Genomic DNA, 17,238 nt, shown 5'->3' with positions numbered 1-17,238 from the left:
GACTCCAGCATGCGCACCGAACAACCGCAAATGATCTACCTGAAGGACTACCAGGCGCCCGATTACCTGATCGACGAGACGCACCTGACCTTCGAGTTGTTCGAGGATCACACCCTGGTTCATGCGCAACTGCTGATGCGCCGCAACCCGGCCCGTGGCGCCGGCCTGCCGGCTCTGGCGCTGGATGGCCAGCAGCTGGAGCTGCTGTCGGTCAGCCTCGACGATATCGAATTGACCGCCGAGGATTATCAGCTCAGCGACAGCCACCTGATCCTGCACCCGACCAGCGAACAGTTCGTGGTCGATACCAGCGTGCGCATCCACCCCGAATCCAACACCGCGCTGGAAGGCCTGTACAAGTCCGGCGGGATGTTCTGCACCCAGTGCGAGGCCGAAGGCTTTCGCAAGATTACCTATTACCTCGACCGCCCGGACGTGATGAGCAAGTTCACCACCACCGTGGTGGCCGAGCAGCACAGTTACCCGATTCTGCTGTCCAACGGCAACCCGATCGCCAGCGGCCCCGACGAAGACGGCCGGCACTGGGCAACCTGGGAAGACCCGTTCATGAAACCGGCGTACCTGTTTGCACTGGTGGCCGGTGACCTGTGGTGCGTCGAAGACACGTTCACCACCATGAGCGAGCGCAGCGTGGCGCTGCGCATTTATGTCGAACCGGAAAACATCGACAAGTGCCAGCACGCCATGACCAGCCTGAAAAAATCCATGCGCTGGGACGAAGAGACCTACGGTCGTGAATACGACCTGGACATCTTTATGATCGTGGCCGTCAACGACTTCAATATGGGCGCCATGGAGAACAAGGGTCTCAATATCTTCAACTCCAGCGCCGTACTGGCCCGCGCCGAAACCGCCACCGATGCCGCGCACCAGCGGGTCGAAGCCATCGTCGCCCACGAGTACTTCCACAACTGGTCGGGTAACCGCGTGACCTGTCGCGACTGGTTCCAGCTGTCGCTCAAGGAAGGCTTCACGGTGTTCCGTGATTCCGAGTTCTCGGCCGACATGAATTCGCGCACCGTCAAGCGCATCCAGGACGTGGCCTACCTGCGCACTCACCAGTTCGCCGAAGACGCCGGCCCCATGGCCCATGCCGTGCGCCCGGAGAGCTTTATCGAGATCTCCAACTTCTACACCCTGACCGTTTACGAGAAGGGTTCTGAGGTGGTGCGCATGATCCACACCCTGCTGGGCGCCGAGGGTTTTCGCAAAGGCAGTGACCTGTACTTCGAGCGTCATGATGGCCAGGCGGTGACCTGCGACGACTTTATCAAGGCCATGGAAGATGCCAATGGCGCCGACCTGAGCCAGTTCAAGCGCTGGTACAGCCAGGCAGGTACACCGCGGCTGGCCGTCAGCGAGCACTACGATGCGCAACAACACACCTATAGCCTGACTTTTGCGCAAAGCTGCCCGGCAACTCCGGACAAGATCGAAAAACTGCCGTTCGTCATTCCGGTCGAACTCGGCCTGCTGGACGCCGGGGGGAGTGAAATTGCCCTGCAACTGGCGGGCGAAGCTGCGGCCTCGGGCACCAGCCGCGTGCTGTCAGTGACTGAAGCCGAACAGACCTTCACCTTTGTCGGCATCAACGAAAAACCGCTGCCGTCCCTGTTGCGCGGGTTCTCGGCACCGGTGAAGCTGAGCTTCGATTACAGCCGTGACCAGTTGATGTTCCTGATGCAGCACGACAGCGACGGGTTCAACCGTTGGGATGCTGGTCAGCAACTGGCGGTACAGGTGCTGCAAGAGTTGATTGCGCAGCATCAGCGCGGTGAAGCACTGGTCATGGATCAGCGTCTGGTCGAGGCGTTGCGCACGGTGCTGGGCAATGAGCAACTGGATCAGGCAATGGTGGCAGAGATGCTCTCGCTGCCGGGCGAAGCCTATCTGACCGAAATCAGTGATGTGGCCGATGTCGAAGCCATCCACGTTGCCCGCGAGTTCGCTCGCAAGCAACTGGCAGACAGCCTGTTCGACGCCCTGTGGACGCGTTACCAGGCCAACCGCGAAGTGTCCAAAGCCACGCCTTATGTGGCTGAAGCCGAGCACTTTGCCCGTCGCGCACTGCAAAATATCGCGCTGTCCTACCTGATGCTCAGCGGCAAGCCGCAAGTGTTGGCGGCGGCGCTGGAGCAGTTCGAGCACAGCGACAACATGACCGAACGCCTGACGGCGCTGGCCGTGCTGGTCAACTCGCCCTACGAGGCGGAAAAAGCTGCGGCCCTGGCCAGTTTTGCCGAGCAATTCAAGGACAACCCGCTGGTCATGGATCAATGGTTCAGCGTGCAGGCGGGCAGCACCTTGCCCGGCGGTTTGCAGCGCGTGCGCGAGCTGATGCAACATCCGGCGTTCACCATCAAGAACCCGAACAAAGTGCGGGCCCTGGTGGGTGCCTTTGCCGGGCAAAACCTGATCAACTTCCATGCTGCGGACGGTTCGGGCTATCGTTTCCTGGCGGACCTGGTGATCGAACTGAATGGTTTCAACCCGCAGATTGCCTCTCGGCAACTGGCGCCGCTGACCCGCTGGCGCAAGTACGACGCTGCGCGACAGGCGCTGATGAAGGCAGAGCTTGAGCGCATCCGCAGCTCGGGCGAACTGTCCAGCGATGTGTTTGAAGTGGTCAGCAAAAGTCTGGCGTAACGCCTGGACGTAAAAAAGGCGCTGTCCGAGTGATCGGGCAGCGCTTTTTTTTATGGTTTTTTGTCGCCCAGAGTGATCAAGCGTGACACAGGCACTTTATCAATCACTGCCGTGTAATTGACTGGCCCTTTGAGTTCCTTGATGTCGTTGTCGATATAACCACGCCGGGAGTAGTCGACAGAGGCGATTTGCTTGCCATTGCGATAAATGTGCACGGGCTTGTCTGCGCTGCCATCGCCATTCCAGGTCAGATTCACCTGTGCTGCGTCAGGCGCTAACCGGGCAGAGAATAGCCTTGCACCCAGAGGCCCGGTCAGGGGCAGACCGTCCATGGCATGCCGGGCAGGTACGGGCTCGATGCCAAAATGGGCCAGCAGGGTCGGAGTAATATCCGCCTGGCTGGCAAAACCGTAGAGGTTGTCGTGGCCCGGATTGTCCGGATTGGTGATGGGGCGGGTAAGTTGCTCGTTGGCGGGTTTGTTGAGTGCGATAAACGTGGTTTTCTCGCTCAGGGTTTGGGCGCCATGATTACGCCCATCGGGCAGGCGCCGGCCATGATCAGTTGTCACCAGTACTAGCCAGTCTTCATCGGGGTTGCTTTGTTTACGGCGCTTGAGTGCCGACAGTAACTGGCCGACCTTGTCGTCGACGCCCTGGATTGCGGTCTGATAGCGGGTTGAAAAACCGTATCGATGGCCGACATTGTCAGGCTCGTCGAAGTGCGCGAAAACCAGGTCCGAGCGACCATATTCAAGCTCATAGCTGGCCTTGTCGGCGACGCATTGATCGACGTCGGAGCATTTGATGGCAAGGTCGATAAAGCCTTGGGCAATATCATCGGCGAAGTTGTTGTTGATGGTATTCCAGCTGACAATGCTGCTCGTCTTGCGTTCAGGATCCGCCTGCTTGAGTTGCTTGAACAGGCTGGGCGCTTTGTTGCGCCATGCGTTGTTGTTGGAGGGGACTTTATGTCGGTCTACCCAGGTGCCGGTCAGTATTGTCGTCCAGCCCGGGCCGCTACCGGTAGTTTGCTCTGTCGCAGTTCCGTCAATCCCTCCGATGTAACTTTTGGCGGGGTTCAGGCCGGCAATATGGGGGGCCATATTATTTTGAATGGCTTGCTGAAGTTTTTCGTATTGCATGCCGTCGACACCAATCAACAAGGCCTTGTGGCTTTTGTAGTTTTGGGCGTCGGAGGTATCAGGGGGCGCGGCATGGGACAACATGACGGTGAATGTCAAACCCAGACCGGTAGCGATAGATAAAGCAAAATGGGTATGGCTCATGGCAGATCTCACTCAGTGAGTTGAACACGAGACGAATATGTAAGGGCTGTATGTCACTGACATTACGTTATTGCCAGCTTTAAATGCAGGATATTTCAGTACGCGGCACGTTCATACGCAGTTCATGTCGGGCCAGGGGAACTGGCCCGGCACTTCATCAGAACTTCCAGCTCACCGATGCCGTGACGTTGCGCGGGGAGCCGTAGTTGCTTTGCCCGTAACGTACGCTTTGCAGGTATTTCTCGTTGGTCAGGTTGTCGAGGTTGAGCTGGGTGCTCCAGTGCGGGTCGATATCATAGCTGGCCATCAGGCCCACCAGCATATAGGCAGCCTGGTTTGCTGCCGGGGTGTCGTCGTTCTCGACCTTGCTTTGCCACTTGAGGCTGCCGCCCACTTTCACCTGCGGTGCCATCGGCAGCTTGTAGGCCATGGAGGTGGTCAGGGCATTGCGCGGTATAAACTTGCGTCCGCGGTTGTTGTCGGCATCGGTGATATAGACGTAGGTATAGCCCCCGCTGATTTGCAGGCCCGGCGTCAGTTCGCCCGAAGCTTCCAGTTCTACACCGCTGCTCTTGTATGACATGCCGTCATACAGGTAACCACCCAGGGAAGGGTTGAAACCTGAGTAGGTGGCAACGTTATCCTGCTTGGTATGAAATACCGCTGCCGAAACGTCCAGTTTCTTGTCCAGCAGATGCCCCTTGATCCCGGCCTCGTAGCTCTTGCCTTCCAGCGGGTCGAGCACCTGGCCCTGGGTATTGAGGTAGTACTGCGGGTTGAAAATCTTGGTGTAGCTGGCATACAGCGAGTACTGCGGCGTCAGGTCATAGACTACGCCAGCGTACGGGGTGACCTTGCCATGAATGCTCACGTCCCGCCCCGAACCGTAGTTTTCGCCGTCGCTGTCGGCACTGAGCATGCGCGCACCGACGATCAGGTGCAGGTCGTCGCTGAGGCTCAACCGCGTACCGGCGTAGAGGCTCTTCTGGCGGTCGGTGTAATTGGAGGTCGCGTCGGCATTGGCCATGTTGTAAGCAGGCTTGGGGATGACGCCGTTGAGGGCATCTTCCAGCGACACCGGGGTGTAGTACGAGGAGGTGCCGTACAGCGAGGTTTCCTGGGTACGGGAACGGGCCACGTTGGCGCCGAAGGTCAACTGGTGCTCGCGGCCGCCCAGGCTGAAAGGCCCGCTGAACGAGAGGTCGCCATCCAGCTCGCGGGTCTTGCCTTTGTAGTTGGAGGCCAGCCCGGTATAGCCGGTGCCAGAGGCGCTGTTGGCATAGATGTAGAACATGTCGGTGTCTTCGCGATGCTCCATGGCGGTTACGGTCAGCGTGGACTTCCAGTCATTGGCGAAGTGGTGCTGCCACTCGGCGAAGGCGCGACTGGTGCGTACATCCCAGTACACCCAGGGCTGGGCAATGTTGGCACTGGTGGTGCTGTAGTGCAGGGCGTTGCCGCTGCTGTCGGTCAGCGGCAGGGAGCCCCAGCTGGCACCGTTGGCATTGCTTTTCTGGTCTTCATAACCGACGGTCAGCGTGTCGTCGTCACTCAGGTCGAAGGCGAGCATGCCACTGAAGATGTTCTTTTCCCGGGAATAACGATCCAGATAAGAGTTGCCCACTTCGTTGGCATAGATCACTCGCCCGCGCACATTGCCCGCATCGGTCAGCGGCCCGGAGACGTCGAGATCGACCCGGCGCTTGTCCCAGGAGCCGGCGCTGACGCTGACCTTGGCCTCAGGCTCATAGGTGGGGCGTTTGCGGATAAAGTTAACCGTGGCCGACGGGTTGCCAGTGCCGGTCATCAGGCCGTTGGCGCCGTGCAAGACATCAACCTGCTCGTAGGGTGCGGTGTCGATATCACCCACCAGCACGCCGCCGGTGAGCCCCATGCCCATGCCGTCGTACTGGAAGTTGGTGATGTCGAAACCGCGGGCAGTGAAGTAAGTCCGGTCGGTCTCGACCTTTTGCACGTTGACTCCGGGGGTACTGTCCAGCACATCGCGAATACTGTTGAGCTTGAAGTCGTCAAGTTGCTCGCGCTTGATGCTGGTGATGCCCTGGGGTGTTTGCCCGGCGGTGAGGTTCAATCGCGTCGTAGTGGCGGCGGGTTTGGCTTGATAGCCCGGTGGTGCATCTTCACTGTCGGCGGTGCCGGTGACGCTGGTGGAAGGCAGGTTCAAGGTGTATTCGTCGGCTGATGCCGAATTGAGCATGCCCAGTGCGACAAGTGTAAGGGCGGACGTCGGAAGGCTGAACAGTGAGCGCATGATCTGCGGATACTCCGGGCTGGAACTGCGTAAACGAGAATTAGTTACAAAGTTTTACATTTGTGCAAATGATAATCAATGCTCTTAACTATTCTTTACGCATTGTTGCAAAATCCTTGCTGCGGTCTTTTTATCGGGCACCTCGGCGCCTCGACCAAACGCCGCCTGCCGAGTATCTGCAAAATCTCGCCAACGGCTCTGCGTGAAGGCTATAAACTGTCAGCCTGTGTGGTTCCGGCTTGAAGCGTCGGAGCCGGTTCATCATCGATAGCGAGTAGTGCATTCATTAAATGAGCAACCCCACCTCTACCTCTAAAGCCAACTGGCAGCCTGTAATCGCGCTGGCGCTGGCCGCTTTTGTGTTCAATACCACCGAGTTTGTGCCGGTGGGGCTGCTGAGTGCGATTGGCGCAAGTTTTGACATGGCCACGGCCCGGGTCGGGCTGATGCTCACCATCTATGCCTGGGTGGTGTCACTGGCTTCCTTGCCGATCATGCTGGTGACGCGCAACGTTGAGCGGCGCAAGTTACTGCTGGTGCTGTTCGGGTTGTTTATCGCCAGTCATGTACTGTCGAGTCTGGCGACCAGCTTCGGCATTTTGTTGCTTAGCCGGATCGGCGTGGCGCTGTCCCATGCGCTGTTCTGGTCGATAACAGCCTCTCTGGCGGTGCGTCTGGCGCCTGAGGGCAAGCAGGTGCAAGCGCTGGGGTTGCTGGCCACCGGTACTTCGCTGGCGATGGTGATGGGGGTGCCCCTGGGCCGTTTGCTGGGCGAGGCCATGGGCTGGCGTACCACTTTTCTGGTGATCGCAGCGCTGGCGGTGTTGCTGGTGCTGTGGTTGGCGCGCACTTTGCCGTTGCTGCCAAGCCAGAATTCCGGCTCGCTCAGAAGCTTGCCGGTGCTGTTCAAGCGCCCTGCGCTGGTGGCGGTGTATCTGTTGACGGCGGTGGTGATCACGGCGCAATTTACCGCGTACAGCTATATCGAACCCTTTGTGCAGAACGTGGCGGGTATGAGCGGCGCTACAGTGACCCTGATCCTGCTGCTCTTCGGCGGTGCGGGGATTTTCGGTTCGCTGTGTTTTAGCTGGTTCCACAAATACAGCCCGCTGGGCTTCCTGCTGACCGCTGTGGGCCTGATCGCGCTGAGCCTGCTGTTGCTGTTGCCGGCCAGCAACTGGATTGAATCCCTGGGGGTGTTGAGCATCATTTGGGGGATGGCGATCATGGGCTTTGGCCTGGCGATGCAGTCCAAAGTACTGACCCTGGCGCCGGACGCGACGGATGTGGCGATGGCGATGTTTTCCGGTATCTACAATATCGGCATTGGCGGCGGGGCATTGCTGGGCAGTTCGGTGGGCAGCCATTTCGGTTTTGCCTGGATCGGGCTGGCAGGTGGTTCGCTGGCGGGGCTGGCGTTGGTGTTCTACGCCTGGACCATGTACCGGCTAAACCGCAGCGCCGCACAGGCCTGACATACCGGGGCTTTGGCGCAAGGCCAGAGCCCCGGCAGGTTTACACGATGATCAGCACCCTCCCGATCGCAGCCTCGTTCCACTCGTCAACGACTACAACATGGAGTAGGTGGCGAGGCAGAAGAGACAACCCCTGATCTCAGGATTCAAACCTTTGAATCCTGAGATCGGCAGAACCTGAACAAACACGCTGTCGAGATGCTCCAGGCCATAGAGTGCAGCCTGGAGTTACTTGTCAGCGGCCACAAAGTCCCGGTTTCAGGCTTGCACTTTGATTGGCACGGGTAATCACCGTGATGACCGCCAATGCCGCAATGACCAGTCCCGGTGAAGTCGCCAGCAGCACCCCGGTCGTTCCGGCCCCGGCGGCGAGGATCTGACCTGCTGCCAAGGGACCTGCAACCGAACCCAGGCGCCCGATAGCGACTGCAGCGCCGACGCCGGTTGCCCGTACGGCTGTCGGATACAGCGGCGGAGCCATTGCATAGAGCACCAACTGCGCCGCCATTACAAACAGGCCCACGGCAAAGCCTGCAGTGGCCACGGGCACAATCCCTACCGAAAAGCCGATCCCGGCCAGTGATGCGAGTAGCCCGGCATAGACGCCCAGAACCACCTTGATCGGGTTGCAGCGGTCCAGCAGCAGGCCACCGAGCAAGGAGCCCAAAGCACCGCCTATGTTGAACAGCATTTGCACCATGCCCGCTTGCGGCTTGGTAAAACCCTGGGCGAGCAGCAGTGTGGGCAGCCAGTTCAGCAACATGTACATCACGGTCAGGGTAAAGAAGTAACTGAGCCACAACGCCAGGGTCGAACGGCCACGACCTTCACCAAACAGTGCCTGACCCGTAGACACGCGCAAAGCCTGGCTGGCGTCCTGGCGGAAAACCCGGGACTCGGGCAGCAGGATGATCATCAGCGGCACGACAAGCAACGGGGCTAGCCCGCCGATGATAAAGGTGGTTTGCCAGTGGTCATGGGAGAACATCGCCACTACCGCTGCCATTGCGCCACCCAGTGGCACGCCGCAATACATGATGCTGATCGCTGTGCCACGACGGCGTTCGTCTACCGCTTCAGCACATAGGGCGATCAGGTTGGGCAGGGCAGCTCCCAGACCAAGGCCCGTCATGAATCGCACCAGCAGCAAGTGGTAGTAGCTGTCTACATAGGCGGTCAGCAGAGAGAAGACGCCAAACAGGATGACCGCGCCGATGAGGATCTTTTTACGGCCGACTCGATCGGCAATCCAGCCGCCGAAGAATGCACCGGGCAGCAGGCCGATGATCCCGACACTGAACACCCAGCCCATCATTTTCGGGTCCAGGTCAAAGGTTTGACGCAGGCCGGCGGCGGCAGTGCCCGCGGCTTGCAGGTCAAACCCTTCGATAAGCGCAACGATAAAGCACAAAGCGATTGTCAGCGTCGAACGATGCTGTGGAGTGTTCATGGACGAACCTCGTTATTGTTTTTGTAGGGGGGCTTTCAGCGAGCCAAATAAAGATTAACAAAGATAACTAAAAAAAGAAGCTGCGAAGGTATTTGCTAAAAAATCAGCTTAAACGTGTTTAAAACAGGCTTTTAGCCAGTGCGTGCCTGTAATTATCAAAAATAGATAAGAAACATAATGTTCGATTATCGATCATTTATGATTGACGTTGCTTTGACTTGTTTCCATTCTCTGGCCCAGGAAACGCCATGAGAGCGTTCTGGTTCTGTCAAAAACAACAATAAATGGACATTCAATATGCATACGCTCAACCAAGGCGCCCTGCGCTTGTTCCCGCTTTCGTGCATTGCCCTGTGCCTGCTCAGTACCCCTGTTTTGGCCCAGGGATTTATCGAAGACAGTCACGCCACCCTGACCTTGCGCAACTATTACATGGACCGTGATTACAAGGACGATGGCGCCAAGACCGCAGCGCGGGAATGGGCCCAGGGCTTCATTGCCAACATGGAGTCGGGCTTTACCGAGGGCACGGTCGGTTTCGGGCTGGATGTGCGTGGTCTGCTGGGGGTCAAGCTGGACTCTTCGCCTGACCGCAGCGGCACCGAACTGCTGCCGGTCAATAGTGACAAACAGGCTGCGGATGAGTACTCGCGACTGGCCTTCACCGGCAAGCTGCGTTTTAGCCAGACCACGCTCAAGACCGGTGATGTGTCGATTTTTCTGCCGTTTGCCTTTGCCAGCCCGTCGCGGCTTTTGCCCCAGACCTTTCGCGGGACCACCGTCAGCTCCAAAGAAATTGACGGTCTGACCTTCAACACCGGATATATCGACGCGATCAACAAACGTGACTCCACCAACTACCAGGCCATGACTATCGCGTCGCCCAATGGCCGATTCAAGGGCTCGGCTGAAACCTCGCACCTGGCTTACGGCGGTGGTGATTATCAGGTCAACAAGAACCTGAGCGTGCGCGCCTACCATGTCGAGGTGGCGGATTTGTACAAGCAAAGCACCCTGGCATTGCTGCACGATCTGCCCCTGGGTGATGGCGTGCTGACCACCGACCTGCGCAGTTTTTTCAGTGATGAGGCGGGCAGTGCCAAAGCAGGCAAGGTCGACAACATCAACGCATCGGCGCTGTTGGGGTATCGGCTGGGAGGGCATCGTTTAAGTGTGGGCTACATGCATTCCAGCGGTGATACGGCGACGCCTTACATCTCGGGTACAGAGTTGATGGGCATGAGCGAAATGACCATGAGTTCGGATTTTCTCAATGCCAAGGAGCGCACCTGGCAGGCTATTTACGACTACGACTTCACGGCGGTGGGGGTAGTGGGATTGAAAGGGCGGTTGCGTTATGTGCGCGGTGACAATATCGAACTGGCGTCCTTGAATGCGGATGATCGCAAGGAGCGCGAGTTTCAGATGGAGCTGGGGTACGTGATTCAGAGCGGGCCGCTGAAAAACCTGGGCCTTTTGGCGAGGAAGTCTATTTACCGCAATGACTTCCCGGCAGGTGCGGCCTTTCGCGACGAAAACCAGACCCGCTTCCTGGCCATCTATACCTTGCCGATTTGGTAGGGCCAATTGTCTAGTTGCTGGAGAGCCGTGCGAGGCCCTGCGCGTGTTGCGGTTTTGCGACCGCTTCACGCTCGAACGTAGCCTCGTTCTACTCGTCAACTGCTACGCAGTGGCATGAGTTGTGAAATACGTAGCAGCTGACGAGCCGTGCGAGGCTGCGTTCGGCAGCGCAGAAGTCGTGAAATCAGCTTTCACTATTGATCAGGCACTGCGCATGTTGCGGATTTGGTAGCTACAGCGCTGGGCTATTCCTGATACACCTTTTTCAGCAGGCGCAGCAGTTCTTCACGCTCGGCGCTATCCAGCGCCGAGGTCGCGTCGATGTCGCTTTGCGCAGCAATAGCCTTGAGCTCTTTGAGCAGGGCTTCGCCGGTCTTGCTCAGGAATATGCCGTAGGAGCGCTTGTCGGGTTTGCAACGAACCCGTACCGCCAACGCCCGACTCTCCAGCTTGTTCAACAATGGCACCACTTGCGGGGGCTCAATCGCCAGCGCCCGGGCCAGGTCCGCCTGCATCAGCCCGGGATGCTGGTCAATGATCGCCATTGCCGAAAACTGCGCCGGACGCAGGTCGTGGGTCGACAGCCGGCTGATCAGGTTGTGGAAAAGCTTGAGCTGGGCGCGGCGCATGGCATAGCCGATCAGTTCGTCCAGCGCGGTGTCCAGAGGAGCCTGTACGTCCGGGCTTTCAGGCATGGCCTCTTGGGCGACGACAGGGGTGGCTGGCTTGGCCATAAATAGAGGGGTCCTTGCTCGAATGAAGTTAATAAACGTATCTAGTTTGCCGCGGTTGCTGGTTGATAGCCATCGCTGCGTTATTTTACGAGCGTTTGCCGCAAAAAAAATTGGTTAATTTAATTAATGGTTAATTGACATAACTAATTATGCCGGTTAGTTTTCACTCATCTTCAAGCGAACAACAAGAGAGCAATCGCTATGAGCCAATACGAAGGCCGCTGGAAAACCGTCAAAGTCGAAATCGAAGACAGCATCGCCTGGGTGATACTCAATCGTCCGGAAAAACGCAATGCCATGAGCCCGACCCTGAACCGTGAAATGATCGACGTGCTGGAAACCCTCGAGCAGGACCCGCAGGCGGGTGTTTTGGTGTTGACCGGCGCGGGCGATGCCTGGACGGCGGGCATGGACTTGAAGGAGTACTTTCGCGAAGTGGACGCCGGCCCCGAGATTCTTCAGGAGAAAATCCGCCGTGAAGCGTCGCAGTGGCAATGGAAGTTGCTGCGCATGTACGCCAAGCCAACGATTGCCATGGTCAATGGCTGGTGCTTTGGTGGTGGTTTCAGCCCGCTGGTGGCGTGCGACCTGGCCATCTGCGCTGACGAGGCAACGTTCGGCCTGTCGGAAATCAACTGGGGCATTCCACCGGGCAACCTGGTCAGCAAGGCTATGGCAGACACCGTAGGCCATCGCCAGTCGCTGTACTACATCATGACCGGCAAGACCTTCGACGGGCGTAAAGCCGCCGAGATGGGCCTGGTCAATGAGAGCGTACCGCTGGCGCAGTTGCGTGAAGTCACCATTGAGCTGGCGCGCAATCTGCTGGAGAAAAACCCGGTTGTACTGCGTGCGGCCAAGCATGGCTTCAAGCGTTGCCGCGAACTGACCTGGGAGCAGAACGAAGATTATCTGTACGCCAAGCTCGACCAGTCGCGACTGCTGGATACCGAAGGCGGGCGTGAGCAGGGCATGAAGCAGTTCCTCGATGACAAGAGCATCAAGCCAGGCCTGCAAGCCTACAAGCGCTAATCTCGCTGTTCAGGGTGCGCCGGGCGCACCCTGTAAATGAATTCCCGATAACGACAATAAAGAGGAATCACCATGTTGGACGTGCCCCTGCTCATTGGCGGAAAGTCGTGCCCGGCCCGTGATGGTCGAACGTTCGAACGCTGCAACCCGGTGACGGGTGAGGTGGTGTCACGCGTGGCCGCCGCCACCCTGGAAGATGCCGATGCCGCAGTTGCCGCGGCTCAGGCTGCTTTTCCCGTTTGGGCCGCGTTGGCGCCCAATGAACGGCGTACCCGGTTGCTCGCTGCTGCCGAGTTGATGCAGGCACGGGCGAGCGAGTTTATCGAGGCAGCGGGTGAAACCGGGGCTATGGCCAACTGGTACGGGTTCAACGTCAAGCTGGCGGCCGGCATGCTTCGTGAAGCCGCCTCCATGACCACCCAGATCAACGGCGAAGTAATCCCCTCCGATGTGCCCGGCAGTTTTGCGATGGCCTTGCGCCAACCCTGTGGCGTCATCCTGGGCATCGCGCCCTGGAATGCCCCGGTGATTCTGGCAACCCGTGCTCTGGCCATGCCGCTGGCGTGCGGCAACACCGTGGTGCTCAAGGCTTCCGAGCTGAGCCCGGCCGTTCACCGGCTGATTGGCCAGGTATTGCAGGACGCGGGACTGGGCGATGGCGTGGTCAACGTGATCAGCAATGCTCCGGTAGATGCGCCGGCGATTGTAGAGCGACTGATCGCCAATCCGGCGGTGCGTCGGGTCAACTTTACCGGCTCAACCCACGTGGGGCGCATTGTTGCCGAGCTGGCAGCCCGTCACCTCAAACCGGCCCTTCTTGAGTTGGGGGGCAAGGCGCCGTTTCTGGTGCTGGATGACGCTGACCTTGACGCCGCAGTCGACGCCGCAGCCTTTGGCGCTTACTTCAATCAGGGCCAGATCTGCATGTCCACCGAGAGGCTGATCGTGGACAGCAAGGTGGCGGATGCCTTTATCGACAAGCTGGCAGCCAAGGTTGCCACCTTGCGCGCCGGTCATCCCCAGGCGGACGACTCGGTACTCGGCTCGCTGGTGGACGCCAGCGCCGGTGTGCGGATCAAGGCGCTGATCGACGATGCGGTCGGTAAAGGCGCGCGGCTGGTGGTGGGTGGTCAGGTCGAAGACAGCATCATGCAACCAACGTTGCTCGATGGTGTGACCCCGAGTATGCGCCTGTACCGCGAAGAGTCTTTTGGCCCGGTTGCCGTGCTACTGCGCGGGGACGGCGATGAGGCCTTGCTGAGTCTGGCCAACGATTCGGAGTTCGGTTTGTCGGCGGCGATTTTCAGTCGGGACACCGGGCGTGCCCTGGCACTGGCCCAGCGGGTCGAATCGGGCATTTGCCATATCAACGGCCCTACGGTCCACGATGAAGCGCAAATGCCCTTTGGTGGGGTCAAGTCCAGCGGTTACGGCAGTTTTGGCGGCAAGGCGTCGATCGAGCAATTCACCCAGTTGCGCTGGATCACCTTGCAGAACGGGCCGCGCCACTACCCGATCTGATTGTCTGCACAAGGCATAACAATAATAAGGAGTCATGCCTGCGCCATGCCGCTTAAGTGTCGGACGGGCCGCGCATGCCTTGTTGGAGGAGCATGACGTGAGTATCGAATTCAAATCCCCGGCCAAGTCCCCTACGTCCCCGGCACGTTATCGCGAGGTGGCCATCGGTCACCCGGCGGTCGAAGTGCTTGAGGTCGGCGGCATCTTGCACATGCGCTCCCTGGAAACCCTGGAGCCGATGCCCGAACGCTTGCTTGATCGCCTGGTGCACTGGGCGCAGGTCCGGCCCGAGCACACCTTTATCGCTGCACGGGACAGTGATGGCGAGTGGCGTCGCATCAGCTATGCCCAAATGCTGGAGGACGTTCGCGCCATTGCGCAAAGCCTGCTGGTGTATGGTCTGGGGGCAGAGCGTCCGCTGGCAATCCTGTCAGGCAACGATATTGAGCATTTGCAGATGGCGTTGGGGGCGATGTACGCCGGTATTCCTTACTGCCCGGTTTCACCTGCCTATTCGTTGCTGTCCCAGGATTTTGCCAAGTTGCGCCATGTCTGCGACCTGTTGCAGCCAGGCCTGATCTTTGTCAGCGATGCGGCGGTCTATCAACGTGCCGTGCACGCAGTATTGCCCGCAGGGACGCCATTGGTAGCGGTACGTGGCGAGATGGCGGGGCGGCCCCAGGTGAGCTTTGCCAGCTTGCTGGAGCAGGCGGGCGGCGCCGAGGCCCAGGCTGCGTTCATGGCGTCAGGCCCGGACACCATCGCCAAATTCCTCTTCACTTCAGGCTCTACCAAACTGCCCAAAGCGGTGATTACCACCCAACGCATGCTCTGTGCCAATCAGCAAATGCTGTTGCAGACCTTTCCGGTATTTGCCGAAGAGCCCCCGGTGCTGGTGGACTGGCTGCCCTGGAACCATACGTTTGGCGGCAGTCATAACCTCGGTATCGTTCTGTACAACGGCGGTACGCTGTACCTGGATGGCGGTAAACCAACGGCTCAGGGCTTTGCCGAAACCCTGCGCAATCTCAAGGAAATCTCGCCGACTGCCTACCTCACCGTGCCTAAGGGCTGGGAAGAGCTGGTCACTGCGCTGGAAACTGACAGCGACTTGCGGGCACGATTTTTTGCCCGCATCAAACTGTTCTTTTTCGCCGCAGCGGGCCTTTCGCAAAGTATCTGGGACCGGCTCGACCGGGTTGCCGAGCAACACTGTGGCGAGCGCATCCGCATGATGGCCGGGCTGGGCATGACCGAGGCTTCGCCTTCATGCACCTTCACCACCGGGCCGTTGTCGATGGCCGGTTATATCGGTCTGCCGGCGCCGGGCTGTGAGGTCCGGCTGGTGCCGGTGGACGGCAAGCTGGAGGGGCGCTTTCGTGGCCCGCACATCATGCCCGGTTACTGGCGCGCCCCCGAGCAGAGTGCCGAGGCGTTTGACGATGAGGGCTTTTACCGCTCAGGTGATGCCATCAAGCTGGCCGATCCTTGCAATCCGCAGTGGGGGTTGATGTTCGATGGACGACTGGCCGAGGACTTCAAATTGTCCTCCGGGGTATTTGTCAGCGTGGGGCCGCTGCGAAACCGGGCCGTGCTCGAGGGTTCGCCCTATGTTCAGGATCTGGTGATCGCAGCGCCGGATCGCGAGTGTCTGGGTGCGTTGGTATTTGCCCGTCTGTACGAGTGCCGACAGTTGTCGGGCTTGCCTGCGGACGCCAGCGATGCGCAGGTGTTGGCCAGTGAACCGGTACGCCAGTGGTTTGCTGACTGGTTGCAGCGGCTCAATCTCCAGGCCAGTGGCAATGCCAGTCGCCTGGAATGGATCGCGCTGCAGGATGAGGCCGCGTCGATCGATCGCGGTGAAATCACCGACAAGGGTTCGATCAATCAGCGTGCAGTGCTGCAATGGCGAGCGGCGCATGTGGAAGCACTTTATCGCGGGCAGGCGCCTTCGATCCTGCGTGCAGGCAAGCCGTCGTGAGCCCTGGAGGGCAGTACTCGGCATTCACCGATGTCGCCATTCTTGAGGCGGTTCGTACACCATGGGTCGACCTGGGTGGGGCATTGGCCCAGGTTTCACCGATCGATATGGGGATCAAGGTCGCCCGTGAAGTGCTGGCCCGTGCCGGGCTGGACGGGCAGGCAGTGGACTCGGTACTGGCGGGTTCAATGGCTCAGGCCAGTTTTGATGCGTACATGTTGCCGCGTCATATCGGCCTCTACAGCGGGGTGGCACAACAGGTGCCTGCCCTGGCGGTGCAGCGTATTTGCGCCACAGGGTTTGAACTGTTGCGCCAGGCTGCCGGGCAGTTGCATGACGGCATTGAACTGGCGCTGTGTGTGGGCACCGAGTCCATGTCCCGCAACCCGATTGCCGCCTACACCCATCGTGGTGGATTCCGCCTGGGGGCGCCGGTCGAGTTCAAGGATTTTCTCTGGGAAGCGCTGTACGACCCGGCTCCCGGCGTGGACATGATCGCCACGGCGGAAAACCTGGCCAAGGATTATGGCCTGAGCCGTGAGGCAGTGGACGGCTATGCCCTCAATAGTCACCAGCAGGCACTTCGCGCCCAGGCCAGCGGCTGGCTGGGGGATGAAATCGTCACCCTGCGCAATGAAGTGTTTGAGCTGGAGGGCTGTCAGCCGCGTGGTATCAGCCTGCCGCGTCGATGTGAGTCTGTCAGCCTCGACAGTCATCCGCGTGCCACCGACGCCGTGGCCCTTGCCAGGCTGGGAGCCATTCACCCAGATGGTGTGCAAACGGCGGGTAACAGTTGCGCAGTGGTGGATGGCGCCGCTGCCGCGCTGGTCGCCCGTGCATCGGCGGGGCAGCCGGGCCTGGCAAATTTGCTGGCGACGGCGGTGGTCGGTGTTGCGCCACAACGGATGGGTATCGGCCCGGTACCTGCGATCCAGTTGCTGCTCAAGCGCAGCGGTTTGGCGCTGGACGCGATTGATCTGTTTGAAATCAACGAGGCGCAGGGCGCACAGATTCTGGCAGTGGCACAGGCACTGGAACTGGACCGGCAAAAACTCAACTGCCGTGGCGGCTCCATTGCTCTGGGGCATCCCCTGGCTGCCACCGGCCTGCGCCTGGTGCTGACCCTGGCGCGGCAGCTGCGCGAGCAGAATCTGCGTTATGGCATTGCCGCTGCGTGTGTCGGGGGTGGGCAGGGCATGGCGGTACTGATCGAGAATCCGCATTTTTCCAAGATTTGAG

Annotated in this window: 11 protein-coding genes; 7 read left to right on the top strand and 4 right to left on the bottom strand. The window is 59.3% G+C overall.

The genetic code is table 11. From position 1 onward, the window contains the following. Window positions 1–9 precede the first annotated feature (9 nt). On the top strand, window positions 10–2,667 hold the full coding sequence (gene pepN / locus EQV96_RS02240) for an aminopeptidase N (RefSeq protein WP_095018021.1): 2,658 nt from the start codon (window positions 10–12) through the stop codon (window positions 2,665–2,667). Window positions 2,668–2,717: 50 nt separating this feature from the next. Here the strand turns inward: pepN and EQV96_RS02235 are convergent, their stop codons facing one another. After that, entirely contained in the window at window positions 2,718–3,953 is a 1,236-nt protein-coding gene (locus EQV96_RS02235) for an alkaline phosphatase family protein (RefSeq protein ID WP_095018020.1), read from the bottom strand. A 157-nt stretch (window positions 3,954–4,110) separates the two neighbouring features. Next, window positions 4,111–6,225 carry a TonB-dependent siderophore receptor gene (locus tag EQV96_RS02230; protein WP_240881198.1) on the bottom strand — a complete coding sequence of 705 codons (2,115 nt, stop codon included), beginning with the start codon at window positions 6,223–6,225 and terminating at the stop codon, window positions 4,111–4,113. 290 nt (window positions 6,226–6,515) lie between these two features. On the opposite strand from EQV96_RS02230, the gene EQV96_RS02225 reads away from it, so the two are divergent. Beyond that, window positions 6,516–7,700 carry a sugar transporter gene (locus tag EQV96_RS02225; protein ID WP_095000379.1) on the top strand — a complete coding sequence of 395 codons (1,185 nt, stop codon included), beginning with the start codon at window positions 6,516–6,518 and terminating at the stop codon, window positions 7,698–7,700. 235 nt (window positions 7,701–7,935) lie between these two features. Here EQV96_RS02225 and mhpT read toward each other — a convergent pair whose 3' ends face one another. Further along, entirely contained in the window at window positions 7,936–9,150 is a 1,215-nt protein-coding gene (mhpT, locus tag EQV96_RS02220; protein ID WP_095000378.1) for a 3-(3-hydroxy-phenyl)propionate transporter MhpT, read from the bottom strand. A 297-nt stretch (window positions 9,151–9,447) separates the two neighbouring features. On the opposite strand from mhpT, the gene EQV96_RS02215 reads away from it, so the two are divergent. Further along, window positions 9,448–10,731 carry an OprD family porin gene (locus EQV96_RS02215; RefSeq protein WP_095020017.1) on the top strand — a complete coding sequence of 428 codons (1,284 nt, stop codon included), beginning with the start codon at window positions 9,448–9,450 and terminating at the stop codon, window positions 10,729–10,731. Window positions 10,732–10,976: 245 nt separating this feature from the next. Here the strand turns inward: EQV96_RS02215 and EQV96_RS02210 are convergent, their stop codons facing one another. Then, complete coding sequence (locus EQV96_RS02210; protein WP_240881196.1) at window positions 10,977–11,465, bottom strand: MarR family transcriptional regulator; 489 nt, start codon at window positions 11,463–11,465, stop codon at window positions 10,977–10,979. A gap of 201 nt (window positions 11,466–11,666) precedes the next feature. On the opposite strand from EQV96_RS02210, the gene EQV96_RS02205 reads away from it, so the two are divergent. The 4 genes from EQV96_RS02205 to EQV96_RS02190 all read left to right on the top strand — a co-directional run bounded on the left by EQV96_RS02205 (window position 11,667) and on the right by EQV96_RS02190 (window position 17,237). Beyond that, the gene (locus EQV96_RS02205; RefSeq protein ID WP_019822412.1) at window positions 11,667–12,497 is read left to right on the top strand and encodes a p-hydroxycinnamoyl CoA hydratase/lyase; all 831 of its coding nucleotides are present in this window, start codon (window positions 11,667–11,669) and stop codon (window positions 12,495–12,497) included. Between the two features lie 72 nt (window positions 12,498–12,569). Beyond that, window positions 12,570–14,018 carry an aldehyde dehydrogenase gene (locus EQV96_RS02200; RefSeq protein WP_240881194.1) on the top strand — a complete coding sequence of 483 codons (1,449 nt, stop codon included), beginning with the start codon at window positions 12,570–12,572 and terminating at the stop codon, window positions 14,016–14,018. Window positions 14,019–14,115: 97 nt separating this feature from the next. Further along, entirely contained in the window at window positions 14,116–15,999 is a 1,884-nt protein-coding gene (locus tag EQV96_RS02195) for a feruloyl-CoA synthase (protein ID WP_095026478.1), read from the top strand. Further along, window positions 15,996–17,237 carry a thiolase family protein gene (locus EQV96_RS02190; RefSeq protein ID WP_138738034.1) on the top strand — a complete coding sequence of 414 codons (1,242 nt, stop codon included), beginning with the start codon at window positions 15,996–15,998 and terminating at the stop codon, window positions 17,235–17,237. The genes EQV96_RS02195 and EQV96_RS02190 overlap by 4 nt, the downstream gene beginning before the upstream one ends. The last annotated feature ends 1 nt before the right edge of the window (window position 17,238 follow it).

Source organism: Pseudomonas sp. TMW22080, assembly GCF_022496745.1.
GTDB classification, from domain to species: domain Bacteria; phylum Pseudomonadota; class Gammaproteobacteria; order Pseudomonadales; family Pseudomonadaceae; genus Aquipseudomonas; species Aquipseudomonas bubulae.
Note: the sequence above shows the minus strand (reverse complement) of the source record. Positions and strands in the feature narration are given on the sequence as shown.

What these genes read in the sequence shown, in the direction of transcription:
- EQV96_RS02230 (WP_240881198.1), bottom strand. Translation starts at nt 6,225, where the DNA reads ATGCGCTCACTGTTCAGCCTTCCGACGTCCGCCCTTACACTTGTCGCA.
- EQV96_RS02205 (WP_019822412.1), top strand. Translation starts at nt 11,667, where the DNA reads ATGAGCCAATACGAAGGCCGCTGGAAAACCGTCAAAGTCGAAATCGAA.
- EQV96_RS02215 (WP_095020017.1), top strand. Translation starts at nt 9,448, where the DNA reads ATGCATACGCTCAACCAAGGCGCCCTGCGCTTGTTCCCGCTTTCGTGC.
- EQV96_RS02200 (WP_240881194.1), top strand. Translation starts at nt 12,570, where the DNA reads ATGTTGGACGTGCCCCTGCTCATTGGCGGAAAGTCGTGCCCGGCCCGT.
- mhpT (WP_095000378.1), bottom strand. Translation starts at nt 9,150, where the DNA reads ATGAACACTCCACAGCATCGTTCGACGCTGACAATCGCTTTGTGCTTT.
- EQV96_RS02210 (WP_240881196.1), bottom strand. Translation starts at nt 11,465, where the DNA reads ATGGCCAAGCCAGCCACCCCTGTCGTCGCCCAAGAGGCCATGCCTGAA.
- EQV96_RS02225 (WP_095000379.1), top strand. Translation starts at nt 6,516, where the DNA reads ATGAGCAACCCCACCTCTACCTCTAAAGCCAACTGGCAGCCTGTAATC.
- EQV96_RS02235 (WP_095018020.1), bottom strand. Translation starts at nt 3,953, where the DNA reads ATGAGCCATACCCATTTTGCTTTATCTATCGCTACCGGTCTGGGTTTG.
- pepN (WP_095018021.1), top strand. Translation starts at nt 10, where the DNA reads ATGCGCACCGAACAACCGCAAATGATCTACCTGAAGGACTACCAGGCG.